Raw genomic sequence first — 15,821 nt, forward strand, 5'->3', positions numbered from 1 at the left:
GAAGCTCGTGACCCTGTCACGCCATCATCTCTTTGGTGGCGGTCAGGTTCAGGTCGGGATAGTCCCGCACGACCCGGTCGATGTCCCACTGCAGGCGAGTCAAATAGACGATGTCGCCGTCATGATCATGAGCGATGTGCTGCTTGTTGGCATTGACGAATTTCTCGACCTCAACCTTTTCACCACTGACCCAGCGGGCGGAAGTGAACTGAGACGCCTCGAACCGTACCGGCAGGCCGTATTCCATCTCAATCCGGCTGGCCAGAACCTCGAATTGCAGCGCGCCAACGACGCCGACGATAAAGCCCGATCCGATGGACGGTTTGAACACCTTGGCCGCGCCTTCTTCGGCGAATTGCATCAGCGCCTTTTCCAGGTGCTTGGCTTTCATCGGGTCGCCCGGTCGCACGGTTTGCAACAGTTCCGGCGCAAAGGAGGGGATGCCGGTTACCCGGATCGCTTCGCCCTCGGTCAGCGTGTCGCCGATGCGCAGCTGGCCGTGGTTTGGGATGCCGATGATGTCTCCGGCCCAGGCCTCTTCGGCCAGTTCCCGGTCGGATGCAAGAAACAGCACAGGGTTCGAGATTGCCATCGGCTTTTTCGATCGAACATGGGTCAGCTTCATGCCGCGTTTGAAATGGCCCGAGGCCATGCGCACAAATGCCACCCGGTCGCGGTGCTTGGGGTCCATATTGGCCTGAACCTTGAAGACGAACCCAGAGACTTTCTTTTCTTCTGGCGCGATCTGACGGGGTTCCGCGGACTGTACCTGCGGCTGTGGGCCATAGGCGCCGATGCCTTCCATCAGTTCCTTGACGCCGAACGAATTGATCGCCGAGCCGAACCAGATCGGGGTCATGTGGCCTTCCAATACCGCTTGGGGGTCAAGCGCGGGCAGCAATTCGCGTGCCATCTCAACCTCTTCCAGCAGCTTCTCAAGCAGGTGCTCGGGCACATGTTCGGCCAGCTTGGGGTCGTCCAACCCGTTGATCTGGATGCTTTCGGCCACTTTATTACGGTCAGCGCGGTCCATCAGCTCCAGCCGGTCGCGCAGCATGTCGTAACAGCCGATAAAGTCGCGGCCTACTCCAATCGGCCAGGCAGCGGGCGTGACGTCGATGGCCAGCATTTCCTGAATTTCGTCGATGATCTCGAACGTATCGCGGCTTTCGCGGTCCATCTTGTTACAGAAGGTCAGGATCGGCAGGTCGCGCAGGCGGCAGACCTCAAACAGTTTCTGGGTCTGGCTTTCCACACCTTTCGCGCCGTCGATCACCATCACGGCCGCGTCCACCGCGGTCAGAGTGCGATAAGTATCTTCCGAGAAATCGCTGTGGCCGGGCGTGTCCACCAGATTGAACCGGAAGTTTCCATAGTCGAAGGACATGGCCGAGGCCGAGACCGAGATCCCGCGATCCTTCTCCATCTGCATGAAATCCGAACGTGTCCGCCGTGCCTCACCCTTGGCGCGTACCTGACCGGCCATCTGGATGGCGCCGCCATACAGCAGGAACTTTTCCGTCAGGGTCGTCTTGCCCGCATCCGGGTGCGAGATGATGGCAAATGTCCGGCGCCGGGCGATCTCGGGCGGCAAGGTGGGTTGGTTCGTGGCGGTATCAAGCATAGTCGCGCGTATAGGCGGGGAATTCTGCCGAAGCAAGACAAAGAGGCTGGTTCGAATCGTCTGCCTGTGGCAATAAGAACATATAGTGAACAAATAATGGAGAGGATCAATGAATTTGAAAGAAATCGCCGATGAGCTGGTGGCGGGATGCCGGGAAAACAGGGCCAAGGCCAATCTGGACAAGCTGTATGCGGCAGATGCCGTTTCGGTTGAGGCCGTCGATGCATCCGGTATGGGACGCGAGGCGCATGGGCGCGACGCGATCCGTGGCAAGCACGATTGGTGGGAGAGTTCGACCGAAGTGACGGGCGGAAACGTCAGTGACCCGATGGTGCATGGCGAAGACCGTTTTGCCGTGATCTTTGAGGTGCAGGGCAAGTTCAAGGAAAGCGGTGAGAGCTTCGATATGCGCGAAGTTGCGCTGTATCACGTCGCGGATGGCAAGATCGTCCGGGAAGAGTTCTTCTACTAACCCCTTGTCATCAATCTGTCTTCCCTGTCTGCTGGGTGAAAGACATGCGGATAATCACAGATGGGGAGGAACAGATGGATCTGGGAATAGGTGGAAAGCGCGCGCTGGTCTGTGCCAGCAGTAAAGGTTTGGGTCTGGGCTGCGCCGAGGCTCTGGCGGCGGCTGGTGTGAATCTGGTGATGAACGCGCGAGGGGCCGACGCGTTAGAGGCTGAAGCCGCGCGTTTGCGCTCGGAATTTGGTGTCGATGTGCAGAGTGTTGCGTGTGATGTGACCTCGGAGGAGGGGCAGGCGCAAGTGATTGCTGCCGCGCAGGGCGTTGATATTCTTGTGACAAATGCTGGCGGTCCGCCTCCGGGCCTGTGGTCGGATTGGCAGCGCGAGGACTTCATCAAGGCGTTGGATGCCAACATGCTGACCCCGATTGCCTTCATGAAGGCCCTGTTGCCCGGCATGATGGATAAGGGCTGGGGCCGGGTGGTGAACATCACCTCGCAATCCGTACGGGCGCCGATTGCCGTTCTTGGCCTGTCTAATGCGGCACGGACCGGGCTAACCGGTTATGTGGCCGGAACGTCCAGGCAGGTCGCGCCGCATGGTGTGACAATCAATAACCTGTTGCCGGGGATACATGCGACGGATCGAGCGGATTCTCTGGACGGTGGTGTGGCTGCGCAGCAAGGCATTTCCGTTGACGAGGCACGCGCGCAGCGTGAGGCAACCATCCCCACGCGCCGCTATGGCTCGCGGCAGGAGTTCGGGGCAACCTGCGCGTTTCTGTGTTCGCAGCATGCGGGCTTTATCGTCGGGCAGAACATCCTGTTGGATGGTGGCGCGACCAATCTGACGATGTGACCATGGCGCAAGGATTTTCACTGAAGGATCAGCTGTTTAATGCGGAAAAAACCCGTTATCTGGCGGGGCTTTTTGCCGATGCTGATCCAGGGTTCGATGCACAGGCGTTTCAAACGCAGGTGATGTCACGCCTTCTCGAGCTTGAGTTGAAAGAGCGGATGGCGTGGATCGCCGATTGCCTGCAGCAACAGGTTCCGGGTGAGCTGCCAACTGTCGCTCCGACCCTTTTACGGGCCTTGCCGCCGCCGCTGAATCCGAACAAGACCGACGACGATTTTGGCGATTTCATCTTTGCGCCGCTGGGGGATTGGGTCGTGAATGTCGGCCTTGATCACCCCGACCTCGCGCTGGACGTGCTGGCTGAACTGACGCAGAGGTTTTCGATGGAATGGGCCATTCGCCCCTTTCTCAATCGTCACCCCGAACATGTCATGGAGCGGCTGGAGGATTGGTGCGGACATGACAGCTATCACGTGCGGCGTCTGGTGTCCGAAGGAACCCGCCCGCGTTTGCCATGGGGCCAGGCGGTGGGGTTGGAATTAACCGACCCGCTGCCTCTGCTGGATCGGCTGCATGAGGATCAAACGCGCTATGTGACGCGGTCGGTGGCCAACCATCTGAACGACATCTCCAAAAAAGACCCGGATATGGTGCTGGACCGCCTGCAGGATTGGTCTGTCTCACAGCGTCAGGACGCGGACGAGTTGCGGTGGATGACCTCTCATACCCTGCGCGGTCTGGTTAAGGCCGGGCACCCGCGCGCGATGAAGATGCTGGGATATGACCCTGATGCCGACATACAGGTCTCGGTCACGGTAAACGGGCCCGCAAAGATTGGCGGCGCGCTTGAGTTTGACGTTTCATTGGCTGGTGAGGCGAGCCAACCGGTTCTGGTCGATTATATCATTTATTTCCAAAGACCTGGCGGAAAAACCTCCGCCAAAGTGCACAAGCTGAAACAGGCCGCGTTGCGCGATGGAAAGCTGACCTTGAGCAAAAAGCACAAGCTCAAAGGCGATGCGACCACGTTCAAGCTTGTTCCCGGCGCACATCGTCTGGAGATTCAGGTGAACGGCCGGGTGCGCGCGGATCTGGATTTTGAGCTACTGGGCTAGCTCAACCTTTCGTCAGAATGCTCGGCTTTTGATTGCACGGCGTGCGGCGCTGCGTTAGCTGAGCAACAGTCAGGCGAGGGGATGACAGCGATGAAACATGAATCGGTGCAGAACTACTATGGCGAGGTCCTGCAAAGTAGCGCGGACCTGCAGACCAATGCGTGCTGTACGCCCGACGATATGCCGGATCATCTGAAAAAGATCCTCGCCAAGGTCCATGATGACGTGCTGACCCGCTATTACGGCTGCGGGCTGATCGCGCCGCTGGATCTGGAAGGGATGAGCATCCTTGATCTGGGCTGTGGTGCCGGTCGGGATGTATACGCCCTGTCTGCTATGGTAGGTGAGAAAGGCCGTGTGGTGGGCGTTGATATGACACCCGAGCAGTTGGATATCGCTCGCGCGCATCAGGAATATCACGCCGAAACCTTTGGGTATGCCCAAAGCAACGTGGAATTCCATCACGGCTACATCGAAAAGCTGGATGAACTGGACTTAAAGGCGGGGTCTTTCGATATCATCGTTTCGAACTGCGTGATCAACCTGGCCACCGATAAGGAGGCCGTTCTGCGCGGCGCGCATCGCCTGCTTAAGGACGGCGGAGAGATGTATTTCTCGGACGTTTATGCGGATCGTCGCGTACCGCAGGCAATGGCCGAGGATGAGGTTCTGTATGGCGAGTGTCTGTCCGGTGCGCTGTACTGGAATGATTTTCTGTCGATGTCTCGCAAAGCCGGTTTCGGCGACCCGCGTCGAGTCACGCACCGCTCCTTGACCATCGAAAACCCGGTTCTTGAGGACCGCGTGGCACCGCTCAAATTCCTGTCAGCCACCTATCGTCTGTTCAAGTTACCTGCGTTGGAACCCGCCTGCGAAGATTATGGTCAGGCCGTGATCTATAAGGGCACTGTGCCCAATGCGGCGCACATATTTGAGCTGGATGACCACCACGCAATCGCGACGGGTAAGGTGTTTCCGGTGTGCGGCAACACATGGATGATGCTCAAAGACACGCGGTTTGCGCGGCATTTCGAGTTCCTCGGTGATTTCTCAACCCATTACGGCATCTTCGAAGGCTGCGGTGGTGAAAGCCCATTTGAGGCGACCGGGCAGGCCGAAACGGGCGGCTGCTGCTGATCCCTTGCACCCAAAGGGAGGGGTTGCTATCCCCGCCCAAGCCCGATTGATTTGATCGGGTAAGGCTACGGGGTCCATCGGTGACAGTAAACGCAACTCCTCCGCGTCTGGAAATTCGCAATCTGGTCGCCCGGTACGAAGGTCGGGTGGTTGTTGATGACGTCTCGCTGACCGTGCAGGCGGGGCAGGTGACATGCCTGTTGGGGCCGTCAGGGTGCGGCAAGTCGACGACGCTGCGGATGATTGCCGGTGTCGAGATGCAAGAGACAGGCCAGATCTATGTCGATGGCAAGCTGATCTGCGATACGGTGTTCCGTGTCCCGCCTGAGCGGCGCGAGATTGGCCTGATGTTTCAGGACTTTGCCCTGTTCCCGCATCTTAGCGTAGCTGACAATGTTGCCTTTGGCCTGAAGGGTAGCAAAGATGAAAAACGCGCACGCGTGGATGAGTTGCTGGCCAAAGTCGACCTGATGCGTTTCGCAGACAGCTTTCCACATCACTTGTCGGGCGGTGAGCAACAGCGGGTGGCCCTGGCGCGCGCATTGGCCCCACGCCCCCGGATCATGTTGATGGATGAGCCGTTTTCGGGTCTCGATAACCGGTTACGCGATGGAATTCGGGACGAAACTCTGGCGATCCTCAAGGAAGAGGACGCCGCTGTGCTGTTGGTTACCCATGAACCCGAAGAGGCAATGCGTATGGCCGATGAGATCGCCCTGATGCGCCGTGGCAGAATCGTTCAACAGGGTGCGCCTTACAACGTCTACACCCGTCCTGCGGACAAAGCTGCAGTTGCATTCTTTAGCGATATAAATGTGTTAGGCGCGCAAGTTAACGGAGCATTGGCCGATACCCCATTTGGTCAGTTTCTTGCTCCGGGTGTGCCGGATGGGACGAATGTTGAAATTGTATTTCGGCCTCAGCACGTCCGTCTGGATTTTGATCGCAATGGCAAAGGTCCACTGCCGACACCGACGGACGGGGTAGCCGCGCGTGGTGTGGTCGAACGGGCGCGTTTTCTGGGCAACGAAAGCTTGATTGAATTCCGTATGGACTATGATGATTCAATCTTGAAAGCGACCGTTCCCAACGTGTTTGTCCCGCAAGCGGGGCGGGTCATGTGGCTTACCATTCGCCGCGATCGGTGCTTTGTATTCCCCAAATAGGGTCTAAAACTGCAGTTTAGGCGCAAGTGGTGCGTGAAAGCCTCAGATTGCACCTGCGGGTTGCTTGCCGCAGTGCGGGGCTGGGTCTATCAAGGAAAAAACGCTGCGGTGGATGGGGCATATGCGTATTCTTCTAACCAATGATGACGGTATCAATGCGCCGGGACTTATCGCGCTCGAGGCGATTGCTGCCGATCTGGCCGGACCGGGCGGTGAAGTCTGGGTCGTTGCGCCCGCTTTCGAGCAATCCGGCGTGGGGCATTGCATCAGCTACACGCACCCGATGATGGTTGCCAAGCTGGGAGAACGCCGTTTTGCTGCGGAAGGATCACCAGCTGATTGTGTCTTGGCTGGTTTGCACGATGTGATGAAGGACGCGCCACCCGACCTGGTATTATCTGGTGTGAATCGTGGGAACAACTCGGCCGAGAATACGCTGTATTCTGGCACAGTCGGGGGCGCGATGGAGGCGGCCCTGCAGGGGGTTCCGGCTATTGCCCTGTCTCAATATTTCGGTCCGCGCAATTTGGGGCTGGATGACCCGTTCGAATCCGCGACCCGATTTGGTGCCGAACTGGTTCGTAAGATACTGGGCGCGACGCCGGCAGAACAAGGCGATTACCGTTTGTTTTACAACGTCAATTTCCCCCCAGTGCCTGCGGATGAAGTACTGGGCACCCGGATCGCCCCTCAGGGTTATCGGCGTGACACACATTTCTCGGTCGAGCCGCACAGCTCACCTTCCGGGCGGCGGTTTCTGTGGATCAAGGGCGGGTATCAACACAACCCGACTGCACCTGGGACGGATGCTGCCGTCAATCTGGCAGGCTATATCTCGGTCACACCAATGCGTGCGGATCTGACGGCGCATGACGCGCTGGAAGCGTTAAAGTCGATCGAATGAGCGGACTGGACCCTGAAACAACCATGCAGTTCCTGTTTGCCCTGCGCTCGCGCGGGGTGACGGATGCACGCGTGCTGGCAGCCATGGAGCAGATAGATCGCGGCAGATTTGTCAAAGGCCTGTTTGCAGAACGCGCCTATGAGGATACGCCGCTGCCGATTGCGTGCGGCCAGACGATCAGCCAACCGTCTGTCGTTGGGCTGATGACGCAGGCGCTGGAAGTACGTCCGCGTGATACCGTGCTCGAGATCGGGACCGGATCGGGCTATCAGGCCGCGATCCTGTCGAAACTGGCACGCCGGGTATACACGGTCGAGCGCCATAAGCGACTTGTGCGCGAAACCGGCCAGTTGTTCCGTGATTTGGGGCTGACGAATGTGACGGCAATGTTGTCGGATGGTTCGTTTGGTCTGCCCGAGCAAGCCCCGTTTGATCGTATCATCGTGACTGCAGCTGCCGAGGACCCGCCCGGGCCGCTCTTGGCGCAGCTCAAAATCGGCGGTATCATGGTTTTGCCGGTGGGGCAGTCGGATACGGTCCAGACGTTGATCAGGGTCCGACGCACCGAATCCGGTTTGGACTATGACGAATTGTTGCCTGTCCGTTTTGTGCCCTTGTTAGAAGGGCTTGGGAAGGATGGAGCTTAAAGGAATATTCTGCAAAATGCGCCGGAACCCCGATGAACAGGGGCAGGTGTCGAGGACAATAAAATGAGAGCAGTTTCCAAATCAGCAATGCGCCGCTGTGCGTTAGGAGTGGCTAGCCTTGCAATCCTGGCTGGGTGCGAAGGGCCGCTGGACTATGATCTTCGCGGACAGGTAGGCGGTTTTTCCACCGCCGAAGCAGCACAGTCGGCGACGACCAACCGACCCGCACCGGATGCCAGGGGTGTCATCACATATCCGACCTATCAAGTGGCGATTGCTCGCCGCGGTGACACTGTCAGAGACTTGGCCGCAAGGGTTGGTTTGCCTGAAGGAGAGCTGGCGCGTTTCAATGGTCTAATGCCTACCGATTCCCTGCGCGAGGGCGAAGTTGTGGCACTGCCCCAGACGGTCGGTTCCGCAAGCTCTGTCGATATTGCGACGATAGCTGGTACGGCAATCGACGAAGTCCCCGCAAATGGCTCGGTCCGTACATCAACGCTTGAACCCGCAAAACCTGCGGCGGCACCGGCACCAACCGGTCCCGAACCGATCCGCCACAAGGTGAAACGTGGTGAAACGGCATTTACAATTTCACGCCTCTATGACGTTCCCGTTGAGGCGCTGTCAGACTGGAATGGATTGGATTCCGATTTTACCGTCCGCGAAGGCCAGTTCCTTCTGATCCCGGTGAAAAGCCAATCCGCACCGCGCAAAGCTGCTGTGCCTGCAACGAATGTGACACAGCCCGGCCAGGGGTCTCCGACACCGACGCCGCCCAGTGCTACGCAGCCCTTGCCTGACGAAACCATTTCCCCGGCCACTCCGGCGCCTGATGTGACCGCCGAGGCACCAACAAACCAAAGCAATTCGGCGCTTGGGCTTCCTGTGAACGGTACGATTATCCGCACCTATCAAAAGGGAAAAAACGAGGGGATCGACATCGCAGCGGCCGCAGGATCGCCTGTAATGGCGGCAGAGGCGGGAACTGTTGCGGCGATCACTGCTGATGCAGATCAGGTTCCGATCATCGTTGTTAAACACAACAGTGATCTGCTGACCGTCTATGCCAATGTGGCAGATATCACGGTCAAGAAAGGGGATCGCGTGCGACGAGGGCAGAAGATTGCCTCGCTGCGGAGCGGGGACAACGCCTATGTCCATTTCGAAGTGCGCAAAGGCTTCGAATCTGTAGATCCAGAGCCCTATCTGAAATGATAAGAATGGCCCCGTCAGGGCCATGCCGCTGGCAGGGATAATCCCAACCCGATGACGGCAGGGTTAAGCGTATGGGTCGTAATCGCTCAGACGCTTTCCCGGCTCGTCTGCAAAAATCTCGGGCAGGGGAAGGACGGTTTCGATCAGGTCAATTCGGAAGACCCGGAAATCATCGCGGAGTTCACACCAGGAAGTCAGCGTCCAGACTCGTCCCCAATACTCCATATGCAATGGCCGAATGGTGCGCTCGGTCAGCACGCCGTCGATCCTGCGGTAACTCAGACGTAATTTTTGTCGTGATTTGATGGCGGCGCGGATCGGGGCCATATGCGCCAGCCCGCGTGCGGCATCGGCAAAGGGGTATACCGCAAATTTCCAGCTGTCAGCCTCGGAAATCACCTGTGTCGGCAGCACGGCGTCGATCTTTTCAGCCAAAGACTCGGCGGCGGTTTTCAAGTCGGGGTCGGCGGCCTCGGCCACGATTGCCATGCCAAGGTTCAGCGCTTCCAGTTCGGCCGGGGTCAGATTCAGCGGGGGCAGGGTGATCTGCTCACGCACCATATAGCCCACGCCGCGCTCACCTTCGACCGGAACGCCCGAGGCGGCCAGCGTATCCATGTCGCGATAGATCGTGCGGACCGACACCTCAAGCCGGTCCGCAATGTCCTGCGCGCGGTGCAGTTTACCGTCGCGCAGGATCTGGATGATATCGAACAGCCGGTCACTGCGGCGCATGACACGCCGCTCTGACCGGGGTTATGCGGTCATGTTCCATAGCACGTTCTCGTGGCGCATCTGCATGCCTTCGGGGTTGATCGCTGCGATCAGTGCGGGCGCAAAACCCTGCTGCGGGAACTGCGCAGCTGCGTCCTGTGCGGCCTTCATATCGGTCCAGATCACGTAGTCAGTCCAGCGCCCGTCTTCGCCTTGACTGAGTTGACGATGGGCAAACCCCGGAGCTGCGCGTACAAAGGCTTCGGACGCTTGGCTGAGTTTTACAAACTCTTCCGGGGTTGTCCCGTTGGCGAGGGTGAAGGTGACGATTTCTGCAACATGGGTCATGTGAATCTCCGTTGACCAGGTTTCGATACCGCCTACCTAGCCCCTATCAACTGACACAAACCTGTCAGTTGATCAATCCGAGGCCGTAAAAAACATCGGATCGGATCAAATTTGAACGCAGATTTGAACCAACTCACTTTTGCAGGCGGGCCAGCGGGCGTAGACACGGACCCAGATCACATTTCCGGCGTACGGCGCCGACGTTATAGGAGAAGAGAGATGCTCAACAATATTGGCCTTCCCGGCATTCTGCTGATCGCAGTTGTGGTTCTGGTGCTATTCGGCCGTGGCAAAATCAGCTCGTTGATGGGCGAAGTGGGCAAAGGCATTACGTCATTCAAGAAGGGCGTCAAAGAAGGCGCAGAGGAACTGGATCAGGACGCATCCGAGCTGGCCAAAGACGTCACGCCCGAGACCGACAAAGACAAGGTCTGATCCGGTATGTTTGATCTGGGCTGGACCGAGCTTCTGGTCATCGGCGTCGTTGCCCTGATCGTTGTGGGGCCAAAGGATCTGCCGGTTTTGTTCCGTAATGTCGGTCGTTTTGTCGGCAAGGCCCGTGGCATGGCGCGCGAATTCAGCAGTGCCATGAACGAGGCGGCGGATCAGGCCGGTGTGAATGACATCAAAAAAGGTCTCAACGCGGCCACCAACCCTGTAGGCAGCGCCATGGATGGTGTGAAAGAAGCCGCGCAGGACCTGGCCAAAAGTATCGACCCCACCAAGTTTGACCCCGATAGCGAGACCGGTAAGCTGGCCGCCGAACGGGCCGAACAGGCCAAGAAGATCCAGGCCTCGACCGCACGCGCTGCGGCCGAGCGGAAGGCGAAAGAAGCCGCCGACGCGCTGGCCAAGGCTGAAGAGGCCGAAGCCGCGCTGAAAAGCGAAGGCAAATCATGACCGACACAGACGAGATCGAAGACAGCTCGGCCCCATTGATCGAGCATCTGGCGGAACTGCGCACCCGGCTGATCCGCGCGGTCATTGCCTTTGTAATAGGCATTGTCCTGGCCTTTACGGTCGCGGAACCGATCCTGCAATTTCTGGTCCAACCAATCGAGGCAACGCTGCGCGATCTGGGCGATCCTTCTCCGACTTTGCAATATACCTCGCCACAGGAATATCTGTTTACGCTGTTCCGGATATCGATGGTGTTTGGTTTTGCGCTGGCCTTCCCGGTGATCTCCTATCAACTCTGGCGCTTTGTGGCGCCCGGTCTGTACAGGTCTGAGAAGGGCGCTTTCCTGCCATTCCTGGTCGCCTCGCCGTTCATGTTCCTGCTGGGGGCATCTTTTGCGCAGTTCGTAGTGACGCCGCTGGCCATGCAGTTCTTCCTGGGTTTTGCGGATGTCAGTTCGATTTTCGCCAATCTGTTGTCGGCGACAACCGGAGATGTTCCAGAAGAGATCGTGGTTGTGCCCGAAACCACCGAGGGCGTGAAGATCACGTTCTTCGGCAAGGTGAATGAATCGCTGGATATCACGCTGAAATTCATCCTGGCCTTTGGCCTGTGTTTCCAGCTGCCGGTTCTGCTGACCCTAATGGGCAAGGCCGGTCTGGTCAGCGCCGAAGGTTTGGGCAGTGTCCGCAAATACGCCATGGTGGGCATTCTGGTGCTGGCCGCCCTTGTGACACCGCCGGATGTGATCACTCAGATCATCCTGTTTGTCGTGGTCTATGGCCTCTATGAGGTGTCGATTTTCCTTGTCGCCCGAGTTGAGAGAAAGCGCGAGGCCGAGCTGCGCGCAGAAGGCTACTATGACGACGAAGAAGAGGCGGATGCCGATATCATCCACGAAGAAGACGGCAAATAAACGTCGATCATGCAATGAACAGGCGCGCCCATCCCGGCGCGCCTTTTTCATGCGCCGCTCTTGTCGCGCCGGGCGGAACATGGTTTGAGACCCTCCAAACACGACCGGAGGCCCCAATGGATACACAAGCCCTGAACCGTATCGCCGACGCGCTGGATCGCATGGCCCCGGCGCCTCTGGCCGCGCCCGATTTTGCGGCAGCTCCGGCTTTTGTCTGGCATGTCGAACCCGATCGCCTAGAACCGGTTAAGCAGGTCAATCGGGTCGATTTGGATCTCTTGGTGGGTATCAACCGGTCTCGCGATACACTTTTGGACAATACACGCCGCTTTGCCGCAGGATTTAAGGCCAACAATGCGCTGCTCTGGGGCGCGCGCGGTATGGGCAAATCCAGCCTTGTCAAAGCGGTCCACGGCACCCTGCAGAACGAACATCCCGATCTGAAACTGGTTGAGCTTCAGCGCGAGGATATGGGCTCGGTCGCGCGTCTGCTGAACCATCTACGTGCAGCGCCGCATCGGTTCATCCTGTATTGTGATGACCTGTCCTTCAGCCACGATGATCAGCACTACAAATCGCTCAAGGCAGTGCTGGACGGAGGCATCGAAGGTCGCCCGGAAAATGTGGTCTTCTACGCCACCTCAAACCGCCGCCACCTGATGCCGCGGGATATGATCGAAAATGAACGTTCCAGCGCCATCAACCCGTCTGAGGCCGTAGAAGAGAAGGTCTCACTGTCGGACCGGTTCGGGCTATGGCTGGGTTTCCATCCTTGCGATCAGGACGAATACCTTGCCATGATCGACCGCTATTGTGCTGCTTACGGCGTCTCGGTCGACGCAGACACCCTGCGCGCCGAAGCGATCGAATGGCAGGCCACACGTGGCGCGCGCTCGGGACGTGTGGCATGGCAATTCTTCGTCGATCTGGCCGGAAGAAACGGTGTTCACATCGCGTAATCCGCCGGCTTCATCTGGCTAAAAATACCTCCGCCGGAGGCATGGCCCAATGGGCCATTCCTATAACAGAGCCAGAATACGCGCCGCTTCATCTGCGGTGCTGGTCAATGCCTCCCGATCCTCACCGGGATGAAACCGGGCACGCACGGCAGTTGGCATGGCAGCCGGTTCCACGATGCTCACACGCGGCCCGGTGCGCTCAGTTTCCAGCGCCCAGCTACGGGCCAGAGCCATCTGCACCGCCTTGGTGGCACCGTAGATGCCATAGAATTTCTCGCCCGCCTTCGGATCATCGAAAAACACCGCATGGCCGGCCTCACCCAGCAAAGGCGCAACATAGGGGATCAGGACCGACGTGGCGGTTGCGTTGGTGTTGATGGCTTTGGTCCATTCCTTGGGGTCAATGAAATGGGTCGGCGTCAGGGCCGAAGTGTGAACCGCAGTATGCAGCCACAGGTCCACCTTGCCCCAGCGATCATGGATGCCACGACACAGTGTCGCCATCGCATTCGGATCGGCAATATCCATCGGAGCCAGGGTGGCTGAACCGCCCTTTACTTTGATGCGGTCGTCCAGTTCTTCCAACCCGCCGGTGGTGCGGGCGACAGCGACGATGTGGTACTCTGGTGCCAGCGCCTCGGCCAGGGCAGCGCCCAGCCCGCGAGAGGCCCCGGTGATGAGGGCGATTTTAGTCTGATCGGTCATGACTGCGGTTTGAACCCAAGCGCGCAGCGCGTCAAGACAGGATTAGCTGCCTGGGATCGCTATGCGCGTCGTCTGACCGCTTTGTCGCAGCATGATGCCCTCGGCATCAATGGCCACAATAGTACCTGAAGACACACGGCTGCCCAGCTTGACCTCTTTGACCCGGCCAGAAGACATCCGCATCAGCGCGCGCATCTCGGCTTTTGGCCCAAACACCCCAAGCAGCGTGACAGAGTTCTTGCTAAGCGCGCCCTGTTGCGTGGCCGCGATTGTAACGGTTTTGTTTGACATAGAGTGCGGTTGCGGCACGCGGCCCCAACCCCTTTTGATGAGTGGTTGGAGGCGGACTATCAAACGCAACAAGGGAACAAAAGGTCCGGTGAATTGTCCGTTCCGTCACTTTCAAAAGGCAGTCGGTGAACCCATTGCGATTGCATTTCCTTCGCCAAAAAGTTGTGCGCGGAAACTAAGCGAATTTACACCGATGCAGGTCGGAAACCGCCCGGCTTGAACCGGGCAGAGAGCTACTGATTCGCCGGGAACTTATCCCGAAGCCAGCTTGGCCGCGTTCCAGGATCCGCCGGGCACCTGCATGTCTTCACGTTTCTTACTAACGCGTGAACTGCTCTCGAGCGTATCTAGATAGTCTTTGCTGACGCTTCCGGTGATGTATTTTCCGTCAAAACACGAACAGTCGAACGCTTCGATTTCTGGATTTCCTTCCTTGGCGGCCCAGATCAGATCGTCCAGATGCTGATAGATCAGGGCGTCTGCACCCAGCTCTTGCCGGATTTCTTCGACCTCTTTGCCATGGGCAATGAGCTCATGTTTGGTGGGCATGTCGATGCCATAGACATTGGGGTATTTCACCGGCGGTGAGGCGCTGGCAATGTAGACCTTCTTGGCTCCAGCCTCGCGGCACATTTGCACAATCTTCTTGATCGTGTTCCCGCGGACGATGGAATCGTCGATCAACAGAACATTGTGGCCGTCAAACTCCAGCGGAACCGCATTCAGTTTGCGGCGCACGGATTTCTGACGTTCGGCCTGACCGGGCATGATGAACGTTCGTCCGACATAGCGGTTCTTTACCAGTCCTTCGCGATAGGGGATGCCGGTGATCTTGGCCGCCTCAAGCGCGACGGGGCGGGCGCTGTCTGGGACCGGGATGATCCGATCAATCTCAAGCCCTGATTCCTGGATCTGTTTGGCCAGCGTCTGCCCCATACGCATCTGCGTTTTATAGACAGAGACGCCGTCCAACAGAGAATCCGGACGCGCGAGATAGACATATTCAAAGATACAGGGTGTCAGCTTGCCTTCGACCGCCTGGAATTCGTGCATGTTGCCGTCCAGGTCGATCAGGATCGCTTCACCAGGGCGCAGGTCGCGCATCTTGTTGAAGCCGTTGATGCCAAAGGCCACATCTTCCGAGGCAAACGCAAAGTCGTCGCCACCGCTTTCGGTTTCGCGGATGGCCACCGAGAGCGGGCGAATTCCGTGCGGGTCGCGGAAGGCCAGCATTCCGACACCTGCAATCAGGCAGATCACCGAATAGGCGCCCTGTACCCGTTCCATCGTCATCTTCACACCGGCAAAGATATTGCGAATGGGCTCGGCGTTGCCATTGACCTTGATTGCGTCAGCGACCTTGTCCGCCAGAACGTTCAGCAGAATTTCCGAATCTGACGTTGTGCGCAGGTGGCGGCTGTATTTTCCAGTGACCTTCTCACGCTGTGCGGCAGTGTTGGTGATATTGCCGTTATGAACCAGGTAGATGCCATACGGGGCATTCACGAAGAACGGCTGCGCCTCGGCCGCACTGAGCGACCCGGCGGTCGGATAGCGCACATGGCCAATGCCGACCTTTCCAAGCAGGGTATCGGCGTCCTGAGCGTTAAACACGTCCTTGACCAGCCCGTTTGCCTTCTTTTCGCGGAAGAACTCTCCGGTATACGTGACGATACCCGATGCATCCTGACCCCGGTGCTGTAGCATCAGAAGCCCGTCATAGATTTCCGCAAACACATCATGTGTTCTGCTTGCGATCCCCAAAATCCCACACATGTACGGGCTCCAAATTACTATGACGATTTAAGTTGTGGCGGTGTTCGGAACATCAGCATGGCGGTGTCTTTGCCTGATAC

General features: G+C 58.1%; 18 protein-coding genes. 12 read left to right on the forward strand and 6 right to left on the reverse strand.

What is annotated here, in order from left to right; all coding sequences use genetic code 11:
• Nucleotides 1-16: 16 nt before the first annotated feature.
• A complete protein-coding gene (locus tag AC2FH9_RS09515) occupies nt 17-1,624 on the reverse strand; it encodes a peptide chain release factor 3 (protein WP_281994525.1) in 1,608 nt (535 codons plus the stop codon).
• 109 nt (nt 1,625-1,733) lie between these two features.
• Between AC2FH9_RS09515 and AC2FH9_RS09520 the strand changes: the two genes are divergently transcribed.
• From AC2FH9_RS09520 to AC2FH9_RS09555, 8 genes are all read left to right on the forward strand, one after another.
• Nucleotides 1,734-2,096 (forward strand): nuclear transport factor 2 family protein, encoded by a 363-nt coding sequence (locus AC2FH9_RS09520; protein WP_142633450.1) that lies wholly within the window; start codon nt 1,734-1,736, stop codon nt 2,094-2,096.
• A gap of 74 nt (nt 2,097-2,170) precedes the next feature.
• A complete protein-coding gene (locus tag AC2FH9_RS09525; protein WP_496688658.1) occupies nt 2,171-2,950 on the forward strand; it encodes an SDR family oxidoreductase in 780 nt (259 codons plus the stop codon).
• Nucleotides 2,951-2,952: 2 nt separating this feature from the next.
• Entirely contained in the window at nt 2,953-4,065 is a 1,113-nt protein-coding gene (locus tag AC2FH9_RS09530) for a DNA alkylation repair protein (RefSeq protein ID WP_496749646.1), read from the forward strand.
• A gap of 90 nt (nt 4,066-4,155) precedes the next feature.
• Nucleotides 4,156-5,202, forward strand: coding sequence for a methyltransferase domain-containing protein (locus AC2FH9_RS09535; protein WP_142633454.1), 1,047 nt, complete (start codon nt 4,156-4,158; stop codon nt 5,200-5,202).
• An 80-nt stretch (nt 5,203-5,282) separates the two neighbouring features.
• Complete coding sequence (locus AC2FH9_RS09540) at nt 5,283-6,368, forward strand: ABC transporter ATP-binding protein (protein ID WP_185956606.1); 1,086 nt, start codon at nt 5,283-5,285, stop codon at nt 6,366-6,368.
• Between the two features lie 121 nt (nt 6,369-6,489).
• Nucleotides 6,490-7,272 carry a 5'/3'-nucleotidase SurE gene (gene surE, locus AC2FH9_RS09545; RefSeq protein ID WP_496688290.1) on the forward strand — a complete coding sequence of 261 codons (783 nt, stop codon included), beginning with the start codon at nt 6,490-6,492 and terminating at the stop codon, nt 7,270-7,272.
• The gene (locus AC2FH9_RS09550; RefSeq protein WP_142633458.1) at nt 7,269-7,919 is read left to right on the forward strand and encodes a protein-L-isoaspartate(D-aspartate) O-methyltransferase; all 651 of its coding nucleotides are present in this window, start codon (nt 7,269-7,271) and stop codon (nt 7,917-7,919) included. Before surE ends, AC2FH9_RS09550 begins: the two co-directional genes overlap by 4 nt.
• 63 nt (nt 7,920-7,982) lie before the next feature.
• Nucleotides 7,983-9,134 (forward strand): peptidoglycan DD-metalloendopeptidase family protein, encoded by a 1,152-nt coding sequence (locus AC2FH9_RS09555; protein ID WP_496706028.1) that lies wholly within the window; start codon nt 7,983-7,985, stop codon nt 9,132-9,134.
• Nucleotides 9,135-9,197: 63 nt separating this feature from the next.
• Here AC2FH9_RS09555 and AC2FH9_RS09560 read toward each other — a convergent pair whose 3' ends face one another.
• Nucleotides 9,198-9,869 carry a helix-turn-helix transcriptional regulator gene (locus AC2FH9_RS09560; protein WP_496871324.1) on the reverse strand — a complete coding sequence of 224 codons (672 nt, stop codon included), beginning with the start codon at nt 9,867-9,869 and terminating at the stop codon, nt 9,198-9,200.
• Between the two features lie 21 nt (nt 9,870-9,890).
• The gene (locus AC2FH9_RS09565) at nt 9,891-10,196 is read right to left on the reverse strand and encodes a hypothetical protein (RefSeq protein WP_142633465.1); all 306 of its coding nucleotides are present in this window, start codon (nt 10,194-10,196) and stop codon (nt 9,891-9,893) included.
• A gap of 219 nt (nt 10,197-10,415) precedes the next feature.
• Between AC2FH9_RS09565 and AC2FH9_RS09570 the strand changes: the two genes are divergently transcribed.
• The 4 genes from AC2FH9_RS09570 to AC2FH9_RS09585 all read left to right on the forward strand — a co-directional run bounded on the left by AC2FH9_RS09570 (nt 10,416) and on the right by AC2FH9_RS09585 (nt 12,969).
• Complete coding sequence (locus tag AC2FH9_RS09570) at nt 10,416-10,631, forward strand: twin-arginine translocase TatA/TatE family subunit (RefSeq protein WP_142633467.1); 216 nt, start codon at nt 10,416-10,418, stop codon at nt 10,629-10,631.
• Nucleotides 10,632-10,637: 6 nt separating this feature from the next.
• A complete protein-coding gene (gene tatB, locus AC2FH9_RS09575) occupies nt 10,638-11,096 on the forward strand; it encodes a Sec-independent protein translocase protein TatB (protein ID WP_496749652.1) in 459 nt (152 codons plus the stop codon).
• A complete protein-coding gene (gene tatC, locus AC2FH9_RS09580) occupies nt 11,093-12,010 on the forward strand; it encodes a twin-arginine translocase subunit TatC (RefSeq protein WP_142633471.1) in 918 nt (305 codons plus the stop codon). Before tatB ends, tatC begins: the two co-directional genes overlap by 4 nt.
• 116 nt (nt 12,011-12,126) lie before the next feature.
• Nucleotides 12,127-12,969, forward strand: a complete 843-nt coding sequence (locus tag AC2FH9_RS09585; protein ID WP_496731754.1) for an ATP-binding protein — start codon at nt 12,127-12,129, stop codon at nt 12,967-12,969.
• A gap of 60 nt (nt 12,970-13,029) precedes the next feature.
• Here AC2FH9_RS09585 and AC2FH9_RS09590 read toward each other — a convergent pair whose 3' ends face one another.
• The 3 genes from AC2FH9_RS09590 to purF form a co-directional block, all read right to left on the reverse strand.
• Nucleotides 13,030-13,674 carry an SDR family NAD(P)-dependent oxidoreductase gene (locus tag AC2FH9_RS09590; protein WP_496871327.1) on the reverse strand — a complete coding sequence of 215 codons (645 nt, stop codon included), beginning with the start codon at nt 13,672-13,674 and terminating at the stop codon, nt 13,030-13,032.
• A 42-nt stretch (nt 13,675-13,716) separates the two neighbouring features.
• Nucleotides 13,717-13,965: a hypothetical protein gene (locus tag AC2FH9_RS09595; protein WP_496871328.1), complete on the reverse strand. Its 249-nt coding sequence runs from the start codon at nt 13,963-13,965 to the stop codon at nt 13,717-13,719.
• Nucleotides 13,966-14,217: 252 nt separating this feature from the next.
• Entirely contained in the window at nt 14,218-15,741 is a 1,524-nt protein-coding gene (gene purF / locus AC2FH9_RS09600; protein ID WP_281994533.1) for an amidophosphoribosyltransferase, read from the reverse strand.
• Nucleotides 15,742-15,821: the final 80 nt, after the last annotated feature.

This window comes from Ruegeria sp. CDSC081, from assembly GCF_059610485.1.

Coding starts and splice junctions, on each gene's coding strand:
- tatB (WP_496749652.1), top strand. CDS start 10,638: ATGTTTGATCTGGGCTGGACCGAGCTTCTGGTCATCGGCGTCGTTGCC.
- AC2FH9_RS09530 (WP_496749646.1), top strand. CDS start 2,953: ATGGCGCAAGGATTTTCACTGAAGGATCAGCTGTTTAATGCGGAAAAA.
- AC2FH9_RS09585 (WP_496731754.1), top strand. CDS start 12,127: ATGGATACACAAGCCCTGAACCGTATCGCCGACGCGCTGGATCGCATG.
- purF (WP_281994533.1), bottom strand. CDS start 15,741: ATGTGTGGGATTTTGGGGATCGCAAGCAGAACACATGATGTGTTTGCG.
- AC2FH9_RS09560 (WP_496871324.1), bottom strand. CDS start 9,869: ATGCGCCGCAGTGACCGGCTGTTCGATATCATCCAGATCCTGCGCGAC.
- AC2FH9_RS09590 (WP_496871327.1), bottom strand. CDS start 13,674: ATGACCGATCAGACTAAAATCGCCCTCATCACCGGGGCCTCTCGCGGG.
- tatC (WP_142633471.1), top strand. CDS start 11,093: ATGACCGACACAGACGAGATCGAAGACAGCTCGGCCCCATTGATCGAG.
- surE (WP_496688290.1), top strand. CDS start 6,490: ATGCGTATTCTTCTAACCAATGATGACGGTATCAATGCGCCGGGACTT.
- AC2FH9_RS09520 (WP_142633450.1), top strand. CDS start 1,734: ATGAATTTGAAAGAAATCGCCGATGAGCTGGTGGCGGGATGCCGGGAA.
- AC2FH9_RS09515 (WP_281994525.1), bottom strand. CDS start 1,624: ATGCTTGATACCGCCACGAACCAACCCACCTTGCCGCCCGAGATCGCC.
- AC2FH9_RS09595 (WP_496871328.1), bottom strand. CDS start 13,965: ATGTCAAACAAAACCGTTACAATCGCGGCCACGCAACAGGGCGCGCTT.
- AC2FH9_RS09525 (WP_496688658.1), top strand. CDS start 2,171: ATGGATCTGGGAATAGGTGGAAAGCGCGCGCTGGTCTGTGCCAGCAGT.
- AC2FH9_RS09570 (WP_142633467.1), top strand. CDS start 10,416: ATGCTCAACAATATTGGCCTTCCCGGCATTCTGCTGATCGCAGTTGTG.
- AC2FH9_RS09550 (WP_142633458.1), top strand. CDS start 7,269: ATGAGCGGACTGGACCCTGAAACAACCATGCAGTTCCTGTTTGCCCTG.
- AC2FH9_RS09535 (WP_142633454.1), top strand. CDS start 4,156: ATGAAACATGAATCGGTGCAGAACTACTATGGCGAGGTCCTGCAAAGT.
- AC2FH9_RS09565 (WP_142633465.1), bottom strand. CDS start 10,196: ATGACCCATGTTGCAGAAATCGTCACCTTCACCCTCGCCAACGGGACA.
- AC2FH9_RS09555 (WP_496706028.1), top strand. CDS start 7,983: ATGAGAGCAGTTTCCAAATCAGCAATGCGCCGCTGTGCGTTAGGAGTG.